We start from the raw sequence: 18,887 nt of genomic DNA, 5'->3' as shown, positions 1-18,887 counted from the left end.
CAGTCAAATGCAACAAAAAAAGAAGGTCAGTCTACCGCGACCGAGGGGCGGGGCAGACCCATGCCAGCGATCTGGTCCGTCACGCGGTCGGCCGTATCGACGTCAGCCATGGGCCCGACCCGGACCCGGCGCACGCTGCGGCCGCCGACGGCGGTCTCGATCACACTGACAGGGCCAAGGCCAGCCTTGTTCAGCTGGTCGGCGACGCGGTTGGCATTGGCGGCATCCGAGAAGGCGCCGACCTGAAGATAGATGGTGGGTTTGCCGACCACGGGCGCGGTAACCGGGCCACGGGAGGGACTGGAAACCGGGGCTTTGGCGCCTGTCCCGGTGCCCGCGCCCGCGAGGGGCGGCAGCGCCTCGGTCGGCGACACCCCGGTCATGCCAGGCACATGGCCCTCGGCGGGGCTGACGCCAGCCACCGCCGCTCCACCGACCGGGGCATCGATATCCTGCGACGGTGCGCGCGGCGCCAGCGCGCGCTCGGGCGTGGACGCGGGACGCGCGCCGACCGGCGCGGGAGCGGCCGCGCTGGCGACCACCCGCGGCGGCGGCGGGGGCGCGGTGATCGGCGCGGGTTTCGGCGCCGTGTTGACGTACGGCGCGCCGCGATCGCTGTTGGCTTCCGTCGGATCGATCGCGCGGACTTCGACCAGACCCGTGCCCTTCGGCCAGACACCGATCTTCACGGCCGCGGCGAAGGACAGATCGATGATGCGGTTCTCGTGGAACGGACCGCGATCGTTGATGCGGACGATGACCGTCTTGCCGTTCTCGAGGTTGGTGACACGTGCGTAGCTCGGCAGCGGCAACGTCTTGTGCGCGCCGGAGAACTGATACATGTCGTATTCCTCGAGACTCGAGGTCTTGTAGCCGTGGAACTTGTTGCCGTAGAACGAGGCGATGCCACGCTCGACGTAACCGCGCGGCGAGGGCAGCACGTTGTAGGTCTGACCGAGCACGGAATACGGGCTCTTGTTGCCGTAGAGCGAGCGTGGCTCGACCTTCGGCACCGGCTCCGGGAGCTTGCTGACATCCGGAATCTCGGTCGGCACGCTGTCGGAACTGGACCGATAGCGGGAGCCCTGCGACTTGCGGATGTCGTCGTAGCCGCCGCGCGATGAGGATGAGGAGCCGCCACTGCTACCGCCACGCGAGGCCGGGCGAGTATTTTTCGAGCCGCCGCAGGCGCTGAGCAACAACGCGACCAGCAGGACAGTGGCAACCCGCAGGATCGCGCCCCGCATGCGATACCCCCGGGCAGCCATCGAGAGCACACGCGCGGCACCGGAACACGACGCGAAAGGATGTCGCGCGCAGGGCGCGCTCCTACCCGGCATCGCCGCCGTACCGGCGCGATGCCTCATCGCGGGGCGGGTCCGCCGGCGCGCTCGCGGATGGCCTGCGCCAGCTGGTTCACGGCCATGGCGTACATCGGGCTGCGGTTGTAGGTGGTGATCACGTAGAAATTCTGGAAGGTGAACCAGTACTCGTCACCCGACGGCCCGTCGAGACGCACCAGCTGTGCGTCGCGACCCGGGTTGAGATGCTGCACGGGCGCGAAGCCGTCGGCGACGAACGATTCCACCGGCGCCACGGGGCGCCAGTCCTTCGGGACGTCGGGCGCGCGCACGCGCGTATCGGGCTGCGCACGCGCCGCCACGGGACCGCCACGCTCCCAGCCATGCTCGACGAAGTAGTTGGCGATACTGGCGAAGATGTCGCCCATCGAGCCCTTCATGTCGATACGGCCGTCGTGGTCGTAATCCACACCCCAGTCGCGGATGGACGACGGCATGAACTGGCCCCACCCCTGCGCGCCGGCATAGGAGCCGGTCAGCGTGTCGACGGGCCCGCCCAGGTGGTTCGACGGCAGTTCGAGCAACGTTTTCAGCTGCTCGCGGAAGAACGGCGCACGCTTGGGGTAGTAGAACGCGAGCGTGGTGAGCGCATCGATCACCTTCCACTTGCCGGTGTTCTTGCCGTAGAAGGTTTCGACACCGACGATGGCGACGATGTATTCCGGCGGCACGCCGTACTTGCGGCCGATGCCGTCGAGCAGCGCGCGGTGTTCCTCGTAAAACGCGGCACCGGCGGCGATCCGCTGCTCGGTGAGAAAAATCGGACGGTAATCGCGCCAGGGCTTGCCCTCGGCGGGTCGGCTGATCGCGTCGAGGATCGCCTGCTGCTTCTTCGCGTTGTCGAGCAACGTGTTCAGCGAGGCCTTGCTCTTGCCGGTGTCCTTCGCCACCTCGCGCACGAGCGCATCCTGGCCAGGATGCGTCTCAGCATGCGCGGACGCTGCAAAAAGCAGGGGGATACCGATCAACGCGCCAGCGAGGCGCGGGAGTTGGCGTGCGGGTCGGGCGCGGCGCGCAGTCAGAACTTCATCCATGCGCCGAAGGGTAACACGCAGGTGTGGCGCATCCGGGGCGCGTTTCGGCCGCTGTTCAGCCATCAATCGTGCAGCTTGCGATTGGCGTGAATCGACATCAGCACACCGAAGCCCGTCAGCAGCGAGACGGCCGACGTACCGCCGTAACTGACCAGCGGCATGGGCACGCCGACCACCGGCAGAATGCCCGCGACCATGCCGCCGTTGACCGCCACGTAGACGAAGAAACTCATGCCGATGGCGCCGGCCAGCAGGCGTGAATACGTGTCGCGCGCGTTCATCGCGATCCACAGGCAGCGGCCGATGATGAACGCGTACAGCAGCATGATGCCGATAACGCCGATCAGGCCGAATTCCTCGGAGAACACCGCGAAGATGAAGTCGGTGGTGTGCTCGGGCAGGAACTCCAGACGCGACTGCGTACTGTGCTGCCAGCCCTTGCCGAACATGCCGCCGGAGCCGACGGCGATCTTCGACTGGATGATGTGCCAGCCGTTGCCCAGCGGGTCGGATTCCGGATCCAGCAGGGTGCGCACGCGATTGCGCTGGTACTCGTGCAGGAACTGCCAGGCCACGGGAATGGCGCCGCCCACGGCGCCGACGATCAGGCCGATGCGCCACCAGGCCATGCCGGAAAGGAACAGCGCGAACGCACCCGCTCCCGCCACCAGCAGCGCCGTGCCCAGGTCGGGCTGCTTCGCGATCAGACCGGCCGGCACCGCGATCAGCAGACCGACCACCGCGATGTCCTTCCAGCTCGGCGGCAGCTGCCGGGGATGCAGGTACCAGGCGACCATCATCGGCATGGTCAGCTTGAGCAGTTCGGACGGCTGGAAACGCATGACACCCAGATCCAGCCAGCGATAGGCGCCGCGGCCTTCGCCCAGGATCGCGACGACGACCAGCAAGGCGGTGCTGCCCATGTACAGCCAGGGCGTCCACGAGCGCAGCACCGGCGGCGGAATCCGCGAGATGACGACCAGCAGCACGGCACCGAGACCGAAGCGCATGGCCTGCCCCGTCACCAGACTGGCATCGGCATTGCCCGCGCTGTAAAGCGTGGTCAGGCCGACGCAGGCCAGGATGAAGAGCGCCAGCAGCAGCGGAATGTCGAGGCGCGGACGGCTCAGAAGACGCAGGCCGAAACGCTTCATCCGCATGGTGAGGTTGGCGATCACGGTCACTGGTCCTCACCATTGTCGTCGGGCGGCTCCGCACTGCTGGCGGCACCGGCGGGCTGCACGCCCTGGGCGGGAGCGTCTTCCGGCGGCGCCGCCTCAGGCGGCGCATCGGCGGTCGCGATGGGGCCGGGTGGCGCTTCGGCCGGACGCGGGCCACCCTCGTCGACCACCCACTGATCGAGCACCTTGCGCGCGATCGGGCCGGAATCCTGCGCGCCCCACGCGCCGGCCTCCAGCACCACGGCCACCGAAATTTTGGGGTCGTCCGCCGGCGTGTAGGCGATGAACAGCGCGCGGTGGCGCGACGCCAGATAGGCCGAATTCTTGTTCTGGTCGTAGGCGTTGGTGGTGCGCGAGAAGCGCTCGGCCGTGCCGCTCTTGCCCGCGATGACGTACGGAAACCCGATGCCCAGCTTCTTGCCCGTACCGCCGGTGATCACCGCTTTCATGCCGTCGTTGACCGTTTCCCAGTCGGCCTCCTTGCGAATCACGGAGGGACCGGAAGGCGGGAATGACTGAGCCACGCGCGGGCTGTCCACACCGTCCTGCGTATCGAGGAGGAAGTGCGGCGTGTAGGGCACGCCGCGCCCGGCGAACGTCGCGACCGCGTGCGCCAGCTGCAGCGGCGTCACGGCCCAGTAACCCTGACCGATGCCTGCGATGATCGTTTCGCCCGGGAACCAGCCGGCCTTACTGCGCGACGCCTTCCACTCACGCGACGGCAGGATGCCCTCGACTTCGCCGACCAGATCGATGCCCGTCTTCTTGCCGAAGCCGAGACTCCCCATCCACTGGGAGAGGCGGTCGATGCCCATGTCGAGCGCGAGACGATAGAAATAGGTGTTGGTCGACAGTTCGATGGCGCGGACCATGTTGACCGTGCCGTTACCGCCGCGCACGTCGTCGCGATAGCAGCGCGACTGGCCGGGGATGCAGAACTCACCCGTCGACAGCACGGTGTCCGACGGCCGGCGAATCCCCATCGTGAGGCCACCGAGCGCGAGGAAGGGCTTCACCGTGGAACCCGGCGGATACACGCCGCGAAGCGCACGGTTGTACAGCGGCTTGTCGGGCGAGGTGGTCAGCGCCTTGTAGTCCGCCGAGCTGATGCCGTTGACGAACAGGTTGGGATCGAAGCTGGGCTCGCTGGCGAAGGCCAGCACCTGCCCATTGCGCGGATCGATCGCGATCGCCGCGCCCGCGCGGCCGTTGAGTCCATCCTCGGCCGCCTTCTGCAGGCGCACGTCGATGCTCAGGTAGATGTTCTTGCCCGGCGTGGGCGGCGTGGTGTCGAGCACGGCCTGCGTGCGGCCGTCCGCATTCACCTCGACCAGCTCGTAGCCCGGCGCGCCGTGCAGCAGCTTCTCGTACGAGCGCTCGATGCCGATGCGACCGATGTGCGTGGTGCCCTTGTAGCTGGCCTCTTCCTCGTCGTCCATGCGATTGAGGTCGTCCACGTCGATCCGGCTGACGTAACCGATGACGTGGGCCAACGCCGGACCCAGCGGGTAGCGACGGGTCAGGTAAGGCACGACATCCACGCCGGGAAACCGCCAGCGATTGACGTCGAAGCGGCCGATCTCGTCCTCGGTCAGCTTGAGCTTCAGCGGCACGCCTTCGAAGCGACGACTGCCCTTCACCTGCTTTTTGAACGTGGCGATATCGTCATCGCTGAGTGGCACGATGGCGCCGAGCCTGGCGAGCATGGCGTCCATGTTGCCGACTTGCTCGGGCGTCACCTCGAGCCGGAACGCAGGCACGTTATCGGCCAGCAGCACGCCGTTGCGATCGAAGATCAGGCCACGCGCGGGCGGAATCGCACGCGGTTTCACGCGGTTCTGCTCCGAACGCGTGGCGAACTCGTCGTGGTGATTGACCTGCAGGTTGACGTACTGGCAGCACACGGCGATCAGGCCGGCCAGAATCAGCGCGAAACCGGCCAGCGCGCGGCGGCGGAACAGCGCCACCTCGCCACGGACCTCCTTGATCGAGGCGCGCCGGGTGCTCATGTCTCGTGGATGCGCAGCCGTGCGCGGAGGTCGTCCAGGATCAGGAACACGAACGGCCACAAGGCCGCGCCGACGAAGGGCGAGATCCAGTATTCCGCCGGCGGCACGGGATCGCCGCCGAGCACGCGGATCAGAAGGAGCAGCACACGGTCGTTGAGCAGCAGGGCCAGCACGGCCAGCGCCTGCTGCCACATCGGGAAAAAACGCAGCCGCGAGCGGAAGCGCAGCGCGATGAAGACCATGGCGGTAAGTCGCAGTGCCTGCTCGCCGAGTAACACACCGTCGAACAGATCCGCGCCCACGCCCAGACAGAACGCCATGCCAAGCGTGACCCGGTCGCCCGACTGCAGGCACCAGTAAAGCAGGATCAGCGCCGGCCAGTACGGCTTGAACGGCGTCAGCGGACCCGGCAACGGAATCAGCATCAGGAACAGCGACAGCAGGAGCGTCGCCGCGAACCAGAGCTGCCGGACGCGGATACGGTTCATGGCGTGCTCCCGGCCGTGGATGCGCGCGCGGGCGCGACGCGACTCGTGGTCGGCGAGGTCACCGAAGGCAGCGTGGGCGCGGGCGTCGGGGCCGCGGGCGGTGCGTTCGGATCGGGCGCCATGCTGGCCGGCGGACCCGCTTCCGGCGCGAGCGACGGCGGACCCGCCGGCTCGGCCAGGTCGTGCAGGAGCAGCACGTCTTCACTGCGGTCGAGATCGGCGGCCGGTTTGGCCTGCGCGGAAAGAAAGGTTCCCGATGCGGTCTGTGCGACGTCACGGATCTCCCCCACCGGGAAGCCCGGCGGGAAGCGGCCGCCGAGGCCCGACGTGACCAGCTTGTCGCCCGCCTGCACGTCAGCCGAAACCGGAATGGTCGGCAGGGTCAGCATGTCGCCCGCACGTGAGCCATAGGCGACGGTGCGCAGGCCGGTGCGCTCGATGGTCACCGGAATGGCGTGGTTGGGATCGGTAATCAGCATGGCCACCGAGGTAGTCGGCATCACGTCGACGATCTGGCCCATGACGCCACGCGCGTCGATCACCACCTGCCCCTGCTGCACCTTGTCGCGGGCGCCGAGGTTGAGCACGATCCGGTGTCGGAACGGACCGAGGTCCACGCCGACCAGACGCGCGAGCTGCACGTTGAGCGAGAGGCTGTGCTGGGTATCGAGCAGTTCCTTCAGGCGCTGGTTCTGCTCGGCGACCGAGGCCATGCGGTTGAGCTTGGCATTGGCCAGCAGCAGATCTTCCCGCAGGCGCTGGTTCTGCTCGGTCAGGCGCTGGCGATCGGCGAACGCCACCGTGGCCGCCTGGAAACCCTGCGATGGCAGGCCGGCGATCCGGTAAACGGGTTCGATGACGATCGACAGGCCGTAGCGCACGTTGGCCAGCCAGCCGCCCCGGTGGTCAAGGACCATCAGGACACAGGCGAGGGCCAGATACACGATCAGGCGTAGCGTTCCCGCTACGCCTGGTGCGAAAAGCGGCGACTTGTCGTCGCGATTCAGCGCCACGGCCTAGCGTCCGGGCGCCGCGAGCGCGGCGGTCATTCGAAAGCGAAGAAGTCGCTGCCGTGCTGGTCGATCATCTCCAGGGCCTTGCCGCCGCCACGCGCCACGCAGGTGAGCGGGTCGTCGGCCACCTGCACGTGCAGGCCGGTTTCCTCGGAGATCAGGCGATCCAGATCGCGCAGCAGCGCGCCGCCACCGGTGAGCACGATGCCGCGCTCGGCCACGTCGGAGCAGAGCTCCGGCGGGGTCTGCTCCAGCGCCGCCTTGACCGCGGCCACGATGCCGGACAGCGGCTCGTGGAGGGCTTCGAGCACTTCGTTGGAGTTGATCGTGAACATGCGCGGCACGCCCTCGGCGAGGTTGCGGCCGGAGATTTCCATCTCGCGGACTTCGCTCTGCGGGAAGGCGCAGCCGACTTCGAGCTTGATCCGCTCCGCGGTGGATTCACCGATCAGCGTGCCGTGGTTGCGACGCACGTAGTTGATGATGGCTTCGTCGAAGCGGTCGCCGCCCACGCGCACGGACTGCGAGTAGACGATGCCGTTAAGCGAGATGACCGCGACCTCGGAGGTACCGCCGCCGATGTCGAGGACCATGGAGCCACGGGCCTCGTGCACCGGAATGCCGGCGCCGATCGCGGCGGCCATCGGTTCTTCGATCAGGAACACGTCGCGCGCACCGGCGCCTTCGGCGGATTCCTTGATGGCGCGGCGTTCCACCTGAGTGGAACCGCAGGGCACGCAGACCAGCACGCGCGGGCTGGGACGCAGCATGCGCGAGCGGTGCACCTGCTTGATGAAATGCTGGAGCATCGCCTCGGTCATGGTGAAGTCGGCGATGACGCCGTCCTTCATCGGACGCACCGTGGCGATATTGCCCGGGGTGCGGCCGAGCATGCGCTTGGCGTCGCCACCCACGGCGGCGACGGCACGCGGGCCGCCCGGGCCACGATCCTGACGGATGGCCACGACCGACGGCTCGTTCAGGACAATGCCCTGCCCGCGCACGTAGATGAGCGTATTCGCCGTACCGAGATCGATGGAGATGTCGTTCGAAAAGAGTCCGCGGAACTTCTTAAACATGATGCGGCGGGCGCCCGTTGCGGCAAAAAGTAAGCGTGGAAGTCTAGATTGGCGCCCTCCCCCACGCAAGGGCGGAGCGGAGGCGAAGAAGTTAAGAAAGTCTTGTAAGTCCGATGGATGCGAGCGAAAGGTGACGCATATCCGTAATTCTGTACGTGAGTACCTGTCGCCTCGGCGGACGATTTTGGGTACGATCCGTCGGTTTGCCGAACCCCTCGCGTTCGGCGCTCGCGGCGGCCGGCTCACGGCCGCGCCATTCATCCTTTCAGGGTCGCCCAAGCATGACTGCCGTTATCTGCGGATCGCTCGCCTACGACACCATCATGGTGTTCCAGGACCAGTTCAAGAACCACATCATTCCGGACCAGGTGCATATCCTGAACGTGTCGTTCCTGGTGCCGGCCATGCGCCGCGAGTTCGGCGGTTGCGCCGGCAACATCGCATACAACCTGAAGCTGCTCGGCGGCGAACCGATGCCCGTGGCCACCGTCGGCCAGGATTTCGCGCCCTACCGCGCGCACCTCGAGAAATTCGGCATCCGCCTCGATGGCGTCCGCCAGTTCGACGACCAGTTCACGCCGCAGTGCTTCATCACCACGGATCTGGACAACAACCAGATCACGGCCTTCCATCCGGGCGCCATGTCCAGCGCGCACGAAAACCACGTGCGTGATATCCCGGACTATCAGTTCGGCATCGTCGCGCCGGACGGCCGCGAAGCCATGCTGCAGCACGTCGACGAGTTCGCCGCACGCGGCGTGCCCTTCATCTTCGATCCGGGCCAGGCGATGCCGCTGTTCAACGGCGACGAGTTCCGCTCGATGATCGGCAAGGCCACGTACGTCATCGTCAACGACTACGAGTCGCAGCTGCTGCAGCAGCGCACCGGCTGGAGCGCGGCGGACATCGCGTCGAAGGTCACCGCGTACATCATCACGCAGGGTCCGCGCGGCTCGCTCATCCACGTCGACGGCCAGACGATCGAGATCCCGCCGGCACGGGAGCACAAGGTGGTCGATCCCACCGGCTGCGGCGACGCGTATCGTGCCGGTCTGATCTTCGGCATCATGAAGGGCTACGACTGGCCGACCGTCGGCAAGATGGCGTCGCTGATGGGCGCGCTGAAGGTCGAGCATCCGGGCACGCAAAACCAGTACTTCACGTACGAGCAGTTCGCGACCGAGTTCGAAAGCCAGTTCGGTTACAAGCTGGGCTGACAGCCGCTTGTAAGACGCTTGAAAAAAAGGGGCGACGCATCGATGCGTCGCCCCTTTTTTCATGCAGCAAACGGTAGGAGCGCGCCCCGCGCGCGACCCACCCCGCGACAAAGCGCATCACGCGCAGGGCGCACCCCCACACGGCCGCGTCAGTTCCTGGGCTTGAACCCCATCGTCGCCGTCACCGCCTGCTTCCAGCCTTCGTAGAGGTCGTCACGCGCTTCCTTGGTCATCGCCGGCTCGAACTTGCGATCGACCGCCCAGCGCTTGGCGATATCCGCACGGTCCTTCCAGAAACCGACCGCGAGGCCGGCGAGGTACGCCGCGCCCTGCGCCGTGGTTTCCTGCACCTTAGGACGCAACACCGTCACGTCGAGAATGTCCGCCTGGAATTGCGCCATGAAGTCGTTGGCGATCGCACCACCGTCGGCGCGCAGCTCCTTCAGCTCGATGCCCGAGTCGATCTGCATCGCTTCGAGCACGTCGCGCGTCTGGTACGCCATCGACTCGAGGGCGGCGCGGATGAACTGTTCCTTCGTCGTACCGCGCGAGAGACCGAACACAGCGCCACGCACATCGCTGCGCCAGTACGGCGCACCAAGACCGACGAACGCCGGCACGAAGTACACACCATCGTTGTCCTTCGCGCGTTCCGCATACGACTGCGAATCCGACGCCTTGCCCAGCATGCGCAGACCGTCGCGCAGCCACTGGATGACGGAACCGGCGACAAAGATGCTGCCTTCCAGCGCGTATTCGACCTTGCCGTCCACACCCCACGCGATGGTGGTGAGCAGACCGTTCTTCGAACGCACGGCCTTCTCGCCCGTGTTCATCAGCATGAAGCAGCCGGTGCCGTACGTGTTCTTGGCCAGACCCGGCTCGAAGCATGCCTGACCGAACAAGGCCGCCTGCTGGTCACCGGCGATACCGGCGATCGGCACCTCGCGCCCGAAGAAATGCTTGGCCAGCGTATTGCCGTAGACCTCGCTGGACGACTTCACCTCCGGCAGCATCGCGCGCGGCACGTTGAGCATCTTCAGCAGCTCATCGTCCCATTCGCGCTTGTAGATGTCGTACATCAGCGTGCGCGACGCATTGGTGTAATCGGTCACGTGCACCTTGCCACCGGTGAGGTTCCAGATCACCCAGGTGTCGATGGTGCCGAACAGAAGCTCGCCCGCCTCGGCCCTCTCCTGCGCGCCTTCGACATGGTCGAGAATCCAGCGCACCTTGGTACCGGCGAAATACGCGTCGATCAGCAGGCCGGTCTTCTCGCGCACCATCTCGTCATGGCCGTCGGCCTTGAGCTTCTCGCAGATGTCGGCGGTCTGGCGCGACTGCCAGACGATCGCGTTGTAGATGGGCTGACCGCTCTTCTTGTCCCACACCACCGCGGTCTCGCGCTGGTTGGTGATGCCGATGCCTTCGATACAGCTGGCGTCGATACCGGAGCTGCTGATGACCTCGGTCATCGTCGACAGCACGCTGGTCATGATTTCGCGCGGGTTGTGTTCGACCCAGCCCGGCTGCGGGAAGATCTGGGGGAACTCACGCTGCGCGGTGCCGGCGATGTTGCCGTCGTGGTCGAAAAGAATCGTGCGAGAGCTGGTGGTGCCCTGGTCGATGGCGAGGATGTATTTCTGCTTGCTCATCTGCGGCCTCACGAAATGGTGTTGGTGGAAGATGTGCCGCGCGCCGCCTTCTGGCGCGCTTCTTCAAGCGCACGCTGACGTGCTGGCAGGAAAGGATGCACGAGCAGCTGGTAAGCGCCGCCACCGACGACACCGCCGATCAGCGGACCGACGATCGGCACCCACCAGTAGTTGTCCGGCGACGGAAGCGCCGAGGGACCCCAGCCGGCGAAGTAGGCGAACAGTCGCGGACCGAAATCACGCGCGGGGTTGATCGCCCATGCTTCGAGATAGCCCATCGACGCGCCGATGGTGGCGACCAGCAGGCCGATGATCAGCGCGCCGTTGTTCGCGCCCGGTGCGGTTTCGTTGTACTGCTCGGTGATGGCGAAGATACCGAACAGCAGGAAAGCGGTGAGGATGATCTGATCGGACAGCGCGTGCATGGGCGAGACGGCCAGGCCCGGATGCGTAAAGAACACGCCCGCCGCACCGCCCGCTTCACGGGTCAGGTTGTGCGTGGCGTTGAAGTGATCGATGACCGGACCGAACAGCGCATAGACGATAGCCGCGCCAAGAAACGCGCCGATCACCTGGGCGATCCAGTAAGGCACGACTTTCTTCCAGGAGAAGTCGCGGAATACCGCCAGGGCCAGCGTTACGGCCGGGTTGGCGTGCGTACCGGACACCGATGCGGTCGCGTAGATCGCGATGGTGACCGCGAGACCCCACGCGATACAGACACCCCAGTAGGCATTCAGATAGGGACTAGGGTCGTAGAGCACGTACATGCATGCTACGGAATCGCCGAAAGCGATGATGATGAACATCGCCAGGGCTTCGGAAATCAACTCGCCTATATTTTGTCGCATGATCCGTCTCTCCATCGGTTTCATGGCAGGGGCAGCGCGTGAGCGCTACGGGTTAATGGCGGGGCCCTTCGGGACCCGCTGATTGAGGTATTCGGTAAGACGCTTCACGTCGTCCGGACCGACACGCAGGCCGATCTTGCTGCGCCGCCAGAGGATGTCTTCCGCTTCGGTCGCCCATTCGTGCCGGATCAGGTAGTCGACTTCAGCCTGGTACAGGTCGGAACCGAAGTGTGTCCCCAGCGCATCGAGGCCATCGGCTTCGCCCAGCAGATCGCGGGCACGCGTGCCGTACATGTGCGTGAGCCGCCATGCGAAGGTCTCAGGCAACCAAGGACGTGACGACCGGATGTCGTCGGTGAGCGCGTCGATGTCGCGCTCACCGCCACCGGGCAGCGGACGCGCGTCGGCCGTCCACGCCGGCTTGTCGTTACCCAGCAGCGGGGCGAGCTTGTTGACCGCCTCTTCGGACAGCTTGCGGTACGTGGTCAGCTTACCGCCGAAGACGTTCAGCAGCGGCGCCCCACCGGTCTGATCGATGTCGAGCAGGTAGTCGCGCGTCACTTCCGAGGCGCTGCCCGCTTCGTCCTGCAGCAGCGGACGCACGCCGCTATAGCTCCAGACCACGTCGTCCGGCGTCAGCTGCTTCTTGAAGTAACGGTTGGCGGCGTCGCAAAGGTAACGCGTCTCGTCGGCGTCGATTTCCGGATGCGACGGGTCGGCCTTGTACTCGACGTCGGTGGTGCCGATCAGCGTGAAGTCGCGCTCGTACGGGATAGCGAACACGATGCGACGATCGGGCTGCTGGAAGATATACGCGTAGCGATGATCGAAGATCTTCGGAACGATGATGTGGCTGCCCTTGATCAGGCGCAGCGAGTGCGTGTGCTTCACGTGCACTACGTCGTCGAGGAAACTCGCGGCCCACGGACCCGCGGCGTTGACGAGCGCCCGCGACTTGACGAAGTGGCGGGTGCCGTCGCGGGACTCGAGTTCAGCCGTCCAGCCGTCCGCGTCACGACGTGCGCTGACGCACCTGGTGTGCGTCTCCACCTTGGCGCCGCGGTGCACGGCGTCCATGGCGTTGAGCACCACGAGACGTGCGTCCTGCACCCAGGCGTCGGAATAGACGAAGCCTACCGCGAAGTCATCGCGCATCGGCTCGCCGGTGACGTGTTTGGCGAAACGAACGCGGCGCGAGCCCGGCAGCGTGCGGCGACCGCGGCCCAGATGATCGTAGAGGAACAGTCCGATACGAATCATCCACGCCGGGCGCAGATGCGGCTGATGCGGAAGGACGAAACGCAACGGCCAGATAATGTGCGGGGCCGCGCGAAGAAGCACCTCGCGCTCGGCGAGTGCCTTGCCCACGAGGGCGAACTCGAACTGCTCGAGATAGCGCAAGCCACCATGAATCAGCTTGGTCGCCGCGCTCGAGGTATGCGAGGCCAGATCGTCACGTTCACACAGCCACACCGAGAGCCCGCGGCCCACGGCGTCACGCGCGATGCCGACACCGTTGACGCCGCCACCGACCACCAGAACATCGACCTGCTCGACCATTACCCACCCCACTTGGCTGGGGGCGGCGCGTTGCTGAGGAGAGAACCCTACGCTCGGGTACGTTCGTTTTCCCTGAGGGAGCGCCCGAAGGGCGCAAAAACGAACATGTCAAACCATCGGCAAGGCGTCGCCCGCGTTGAAAGGAGCATATTCGAACACAAACGAACATCGCACGCTGCAGTGCAGCGTACGATTTGTCCGTAATGCGAGCTGGGTAAGTCTTTCAAGGAGCGAGGGCAGGCTCGCGAGCCGTCTGGGGAGGCGCTGGGAAGCCGTGCTGGGGGCGGTGGCGCCCCTCAGTCCGCCACAAACAACCGCGTACCCGCCGCCTCGATCACCGGGAGCAACGGCTCCGGCGGCGTCTTATCGGTGAACCAGGCATCCACCCGGCTGAAGTCACCCAGCCTGACCATCGCGTTGCGGCCGATCTTGGTGTGGTCCGCCGCCAGGTAGACCTGGCGCGAGTGCTCGATGATCGCCTGGGCAACACGCACTTCGTGGAAGTCGAAGTCCAGCAAGGTGCCATCCAGCTCGATACCCGAGATGCCGATGATCCCGTAGTCCACCTTGAACTGACGGATCAGCTCGATGGTGGCCTCGCCTGTCACACCATGATCGCGAGCCCGGACCACACCGCCGGCGACGATCACCTCGAACGTCGGGTTTTCACTGAGCAGCAAGGCGATGTTGAGATTGTTGGTAATGACACGCAGGTCCCGACGCTCGAGCAGCGCGCGTCCCACCCCCTCGTTGGTCGTGCCGAGGTTGATGAACAACGATGACCCGTCGGGAATCTGTGCGGCGATAGCCGCGGCGATGCGGCCCTTCTCCGCCGCTTGCAATGTCTGGCGCGCCGCGTAAGCCACGTTTTCGACACTGCTGGTCGGGGTGCTGACGCCGCCGTGGTAGCGGCGGATCAACCCGCCATCGGCAAGCAGGTTCAGGTCCCGCCGGATGGTCTGCGGCGCCACGTCGAAGTGGCTGGCGAGTTCATCGACACCGACGAAGCCCTGGCGCTGGACGATCGCGACCAGTTCTTCCTGTCTTCGATTGAGGCGTAAATCCATGACGTTCCCTTCTTGCACGACGCGCCGACATGATGGCGTCTAATCGGACGAGTGTCATGTTGCACCGGCGTCGATGCGTCGACGATCACACCTTTGCCTATTCAGCGTACTGGTACGGCCTCAATCCGACATTCGTGGGAAGCGCGAGACGCGATCCTTGTTGCGCAGTCCGTGGGCCTCGTTCCCAAGCTGCGTAACGCGGCACCGACGCGTTACTCATCACGTCGCTGCGCGGCATGGCATGGCATGGCATGGCATACATGGCGGTACGACCGGCCATCGTCGCACGCGACTCAAGCCGTTCTATGCAAAGGATCTCCGTTGAATTCCGTTCGTTTTCTTTTCTGCACCATGACACTGTCCTGCACACCCGCCCTGGGCGTCCATGCACAAGAAGCTTTTGCCGTCCCCCGGCATGCCATGACCGCGATGCCGTCGTTGACTGCGGCAGACAATGAGATGCACGTGCCGATCGACGCGCAGTCCGTGGTGCCTGTCCCACGTGCGCCCGCTCCTGGACTCTCGAGCGTCCGTGTTCTTGCCGTGGGCTCGACTGCGTGCGGTTGGGAATATCCCGATGGCAAGGGAACAACGACATGCAATCACGGCGGCGGCGAGCTCCGCGTCGCCGTCATGGAGATCGGGTACGGATCCAACCCGATCGCGTCCATGAATGGCGGACAGTTGCCGCGTTCGGCCCAATACGCGAGCACCGGCATCTGTGTCACCGGCACGCAGTACACGTGGCCATGCACGCCAGGCCAGACGGTGGTCGGTTGGCTCAACGAGTACAACGTGGACGGCTACGAGTCCGGACTGTTCAAGTATCAGAACACGTCGACCAATGCACCGCACAACACGGTGTACACCCAGATCAACATTCTTTGAGCGTTGGATAAGGCGAGGCCTCTCCGGTAAGGGAGAGGCCTCAAGAACATAAAGCGCTTGGCGGTGACCTGTTGCGGGTCGCGCTGCGCGCAAAAGAAAACCCGCCCTCTGACGAGGACGGGTGTTTCAGACAAAGCGCTTGGCGGTGACCTGTTGCGGGTCGCGCTGCGCGCAAAAGAAAAACCCGCCCTCTGGTGAGGACGGGTGTTTCAGGATAAAGCCCCTGGCGGTGACCTACTCTTGCATGGCTTGAGCCACACTACCATCGGCGCATGCGCGTTTCACTTCTGAGTTCGGGATGGGATCAGGTGGTACCACGCCGCTATAGCCGCCAGGGAAGGGGTGGGAGCAGCGCATTGAGCGCCGGCTCCACAGAGGGTGTAAACGAGTGACAAGCGTCCGGGTTTAGTCGAACAGCGAGTTAAGAGATAAGACGGTGAAGCGTCTTGGGGTTATATGGTCAAGCCTCACGGCTCATTAGTACACGTAAGCTCAATGCATTGCTGCACTTCCACACCGTGCCTATCAACCACCTAGTCTTGATGGTGCCTTAAGGAGAGTCAAGCTCTCGGGAGATCTCATCTTGGGGCGTGCTTCCCGCTTAGATGCTTTCAGCGGTTATCACTTCCGTTCGTAGCTACCGGGCAATGCCATGGGCATGACAACCCGAACACCAGCGGAACGTCCACTCCGGTCCTCTCGTACTAGGAGCAGCCCCCCTCAAATCTCCAACGCCCACGACAGATAGGGACCGAACTGTCTCACGACGTTCTGAACCCAGCTCGCGTACCACTTTAAATGGCGAACAGCCATACCCTTGGGACCGGCTACAGCCCCAGGATGTGATGAGCCGACATCGAGGTGCCAAACACCGCCGTCGATATGAACTCTTGGGCGGTATCAGCCTGTTATCCCCGGAGTACCTTTTATCCGTTGAGCGATGGCCCTTCCATACAGAACCACCGGATCACTAAGACCTACTTTCGTACCTGCTTGATCCGTCGATCTCGCAGTCAAGCACGCTTATGCCTTTGCACACAGTGCGCGATGTCCGACCGCGCTGAGCGTACCTTCGTGCTCCTCCGTTACTCTTTGGGAGGAGACCGCCCCAGTCAAACTACCCACCATACATGGTCCCCGATCCGGATTACGGACCTAGGTTAGAACGTCAAGCACTTCAGGGTGGTATTTCAAGGATGGCTCCACCAGAACTAGCGTCCTGGTTTCATAGCCTCCCACCTATCCTACACAGAAGAACTCAACGTTCAATGTAAAGCTATAGTAAAGGTTCACGGGGTCTTTCCGTCTTGCCGCGGGAACGCTGCATCTTCACAGCGATTTCAATTTCACTGAGTCTCGGGTGGAGACAGCGCCGCTGTCGTTACGCCATTCGTGCAGGTCGGAACTTACCCGACAAGGAATTTCGCTACCTTAGGACCGTTATAGTTACGGCCGCCGTTTACTGGGGCTTCGATCAAGAGCTTCGCCTTGCGGCTGACCCCATCAATTAACCTTCCAGCACCGGGCAGGCGTCACACCCTATACGTCCACTTTCGTGTTTGCAGAGTGCTGTGTTTTTGATAAACAGTCGCAGCGGCCAGGTTACTGCGACCCCTCGATGCTCAGTCACGCACGTGACCACACCAAGAGGCGCACCTTCTCCCGAAGTTACGGTGCCATTTTGCCTAGTTCCTTCACCCGAGTTCTCTCAAGCGCCTTGGGATTCTCACCCTGCCTACCTGTGTCGGTTTACGGTACGGTTTTTCTACAGCTGAAGCTTAGTGGCTTTTCCTGGAAGCGTGGTGTCAGTCACTTCGTCCCAAAGGACTCGTCTCGGTGCTCGGCATAAAGATTCCCGGATTTGCCTAAGAATCATGCCTACCGCCTTTCCCCAGGACAACCAACGCCTGGTAGACCTAACCTTCTCCGTCCCCACATCGCACTGTAGAAAAGTGCAGGAATATTAACCTGCTTCCCATCGACTACGCATTTCTGCCTCGCCTTAGGGGCCGACTCACCCTGCGCCGATGAACGTTGCGCGAGGAAACCTTGGGCTTTCGGCGGGGAGGCTTTTCACCCCCCTTATCGTTACTCATGTCAGCATTCGCACTTCCGATACCTCCAGCAGACTTTACAATCCACCTTCACAGGCCTACGGAACGCTCCTCTACCGCGTACGGATCAAAATCCGTACACCCCGAGCTTCGGTGCATAGCTTAGCCCCGTTAAATCTTCCGCGCAGACCGACTCGACCAGTGAGCTATTACGCTTTCTTTAAAGGGTGGCTGCTTCTAAGCCAACCTCCTGGCTGTCTATGCCTTTCCACATCGTTTTCCACTTAGCTATGACTTTGGGACCTTAGCTGCGGGTCTGGGTTGTTTCCCTTTTCACGACGGACGTTAGCACCCGCCGTGTGTCTCCCGTGTATCACGTGTTGGTATTCGGAGTTTGCCATGGGTTGGTAAGTCTCAATGACCCCCTAGCCATAACAGTGCTCTACCCCCAACAGTGTTCGCACGAGGCGCTACCTAAATAGCTTTCGAGGAGAACCAGCTATCTCCGAGTTTGTTTAGCCTTTCACTCCGATCCTCAACTCATCCCCATCTATTGCAACAGATGTGGGTTCGGTCCTCCAGTGCGTGTTACCGCACCTTCAACCTGGTCAAGGATAGATCACTCGGTTTCGGGTCTACTGCCAGAGACTATTCGCCCTATTCAGACTCGGTTTCCCTTCGCCTCCCCTATACGGTTAAGCTTGCCACTGACAGTAAGTCGCTGACCCATTATACAAAAGGTACGCAGTCACCCTTGCGGGCTTCCACTGCTTGTACGTATACGGTTTCAGGGTCTATTTCACTCCCCTCTCCGGGGTTCTTTTCGCCTTTCCCTCACGGTACTAGTTCGCTATCGGTCAGTCAGGAGTATTTAGCCTTGGAGGATGGTCCCCCCATGTTCAGACAAGGTTTCACGTGCCCCGCCTTACTCAATTTCATGCCATGCACCCTTTCGTCTACCGGGCTATCACCGTCTACGGCCAGCTTTTCCACGCTGTTCGACTAGAATGTACGACACTTTTGGGCTAGTCCGCGTTCGCTCGTCGCTACTGACGGAATCTCGGTTGATTTCTTTTCCTCCGGGTACTTAGATATTTCAGTTCCCCGGGTTCGCTTCGTACAGCTATGTATTCACTGCACGATACCGCCTAAGCGGTGGGTTTCCCCATTCGGACATTGCCGGATCAAAGCTTGTTGCCAGCTCCCCGACACTTTTCGCAGGCTGCCACGTCCTTCATCGCCTCTGACTGCCAAGGCATCCACCGTATACGCTTAGTCGCTTGACCATATAACCCCAAGTCGCCTCGGGGCCACATACATCCAGCCACTTCGTTTCGCCTTAACACTTATCTCGGTTCGGTTTGAACCAAGACGCTTGTCACTCGTTTACATGTTTTCAAAGAACACCAGGCCGGCCTCAGTGCCGGTTG

The 18,887-nt window shown here is 63.5% G+C and carries 13 protein-coding genes and 2 rRNA genes; 2 read left to right on the top strand and 13 right to left on the bottom strand.

Annotated elements, in window-relative coordinates:
* Positions 1-26 precede the first annotated feature (26 nt).
* From FA87_RS20155 to FA87_RS02345, 7 genes are all read right to left on the bottom strand, one after another.
* On the bottom strand, positions 27-1,247 hold the full coding sequence (locus FA87_RS20155; RefSeq protein ID WP_081996435.1) for a septal ring lytic transglycosylase RlpA family protein: 1,221 nt from the start codon (positions 1,245-1,247) through the stop codon (positions 27-29).
* Positions 1,248-1,363: 116 nt separating this feature from the next.
* Entirely contained in the window at positions 1,364-2,260 is an 897-nt protein-coding gene (gene mltB / locus FA87_RS02370; RefSeq protein ID WP_309866868.1) for a lytic murein transglycosylase B, read from the bottom strand.
* A gap of 197 nt (positions 2,261-2,457) precedes the next feature.
* On the bottom strand, positions 2,458-3,555 hold the full coding sequence (gene rodA / locus FA87_RS02365; RefSeq protein WP_156128600.1) for a rod shape-determining protein RodA: 1,098 nt from the start codon (positions 3,553-3,555) through the stop codon (positions 2,458-2,460).
* Positions 3,556-3,575: 20 nt separating this feature from the next.
* Positions 3,576-5,585 (bottom strand): penicillin-binding protein 2, encoded by a 2,010-nt coding sequence (mrdA, locus tag FA87_RS02360; RefSeq protein ID WP_036116139.1) that lies wholly within the window; start codon positions 5,583-5,585, stop codon positions 3,576-3,578.
* Positions 5,582-6,073, bottom strand: coding sequence for a rod shape-determining protein MreD (mreD, locus tag FA87_RS02355; RefSeq protein WP_036116140.1), 492 nt, complete (start codon positions 6,071-6,073; stop codon positions 5,582-5,584). The genes mrdA and mreD overlap by 4 nt, the downstream gene beginning before the upstream one ends.
* On the bottom strand, positions 6,070-7,086 hold the full coding sequence (gene mreC, locus FA87_RS02350; RefSeq protein WP_043692109.1) for a rod shape-determining protein MreC: 1,017 nt from the start codon (positions 7,084-7,086) through the stop codon (positions 6,070-6,072). Before mreC ends, mreD begins: the two co-directional genes overlap by 4 nt.
* Positions 7,087-7,118: 32 nt before the next feature.
* Positions 7,119-8,165: a rod shape-determining protein gene (locus FA87_RS02345; protein ID WP_036116143.1), complete on the bottom strand. Its 1,047-nt coding sequence runs from the start codon at positions 8,163-8,165 to the stop codon at positions 7,119-7,121.
* Positions 8,166-8,446: 281 nt separating this feature from the next.
* Here FA87_RS02345 and FA87_RS02340 point away from each other — a divergent pair, with 281 nt between their 5' ends.
* On the top strand, positions 8,447-9,382 hold the full coding sequence (locus tag FA87_RS02340; RefSeq protein ID WP_036116144.1) for a carbohydrate kinase family protein: 936 nt from the start codon (positions 8,447-8,449) through the stop codon (positions 9,380-9,382).
* A gap of 149 nt (positions 9,383-9,531) precedes the next feature.
* On the opposite strand, the gene glpK is transcribed toward FA87_RS02340, so the two are convergent.
* The 4 genes from glpK to FA87_RS02320 all read right to left on the bottom strand — a co-directional run bounded on the left by glpK (position 9,532) and on the right by FA87_RS02320 (position 14,515).
* On the bottom strand, positions 9,532-11,037 hold the full coding sequence (glpK, locus tag FA87_RS02335) for a glycerol kinase GlpK (RefSeq protein WP_036116145.1): 1,506 nt from the start codon (positions 11,035-11,037) through the stop codon (positions 9,532-9,534).
* An 8-nt stretch (positions 11,038-11,045) separates the two neighbouring features.
* On the bottom strand, positions 11,046-11,891 hold the full coding sequence (locus tag FA87_RS02330) for an MIP/aquaporin family protein (protein ID WP_036118475.1): 846 nt from the start codon (positions 11,889-11,891) through the stop codon (positions 11,046-11,048).
* Positions 11,892-11,933: 42 nt separating this feature from the next.
* Complete coding sequence (gene glpD, locus FA87_RS02325; RefSeq protein ID WP_043692107.1) at positions 11,934-13,448, bottom strand: glycerol-3-phosphate dehydrogenase; 1,515 nt, start codon at positions 13,446-13,448, stop codon at positions 11,934-11,936.
* Positions 13,449-13,744: 296 nt separating this feature from the next.
* Positions 13,745-14,515: a DeoR family transcriptional regulator gene (locus FA87_RS02320; protein ID WP_036116147.1), complete on the bottom strand. Its 771-nt coding sequence runs from the start codon at positions 14,513-14,515 to the stop codon at positions 13,745-13,747.
* A 321-nt stretch (positions 14,516-14,836) separates the two neighbouring features.
* On the opposite strand from FA87_RS02320, the gene FA87_RS02315 reads away from it, so the two are divergent.
* A complete protein-coding gene (locus FA87_RS02315; protein WP_197062353.1) occupies positions 14,837-15,403 on the top strand; it encodes a YolA family protein in 567 nt (188 codons plus the stop codon).
* A gap of 221 nt (positions 15,404-15,624) precedes the next feature.
* On the opposite strand, the gene rrf is transcribed toward FA87_RS02315, so the two are convergent.
* Both rrf and FA87_RS02305 read right to left on the bottom strand, forming a co-directional pair.
* Positions 15,625-15,739, bottom strand: a 5S ribosomal RNA gene (gene rrf / locus FA87_RS02310).
* 120 nt (positions 15,740-15,859) lie between these two features.
* Positions 15,860-18,743, bottom strand: a 23S ribosomal RNA gene (locus FA87_RS02305).
* Positions 18,744-18,887 lie beyond the last annotated feature (144 nt).

The sequence above is a fragment of the Luteibacter sp. 9133 genome (genome assembly GCF_000800155.1).
GTDB classification, from domain to species: Bacteria; Pseudomonadota; Gammaproteobacteria; order Xanthomonadales; family Rhodanobacteraceae; genus Luteibacter; species Luteibacter mycovicinus.
This window is presented reverse-complemented; position numbering and strand designations above follow the sequence as displayed.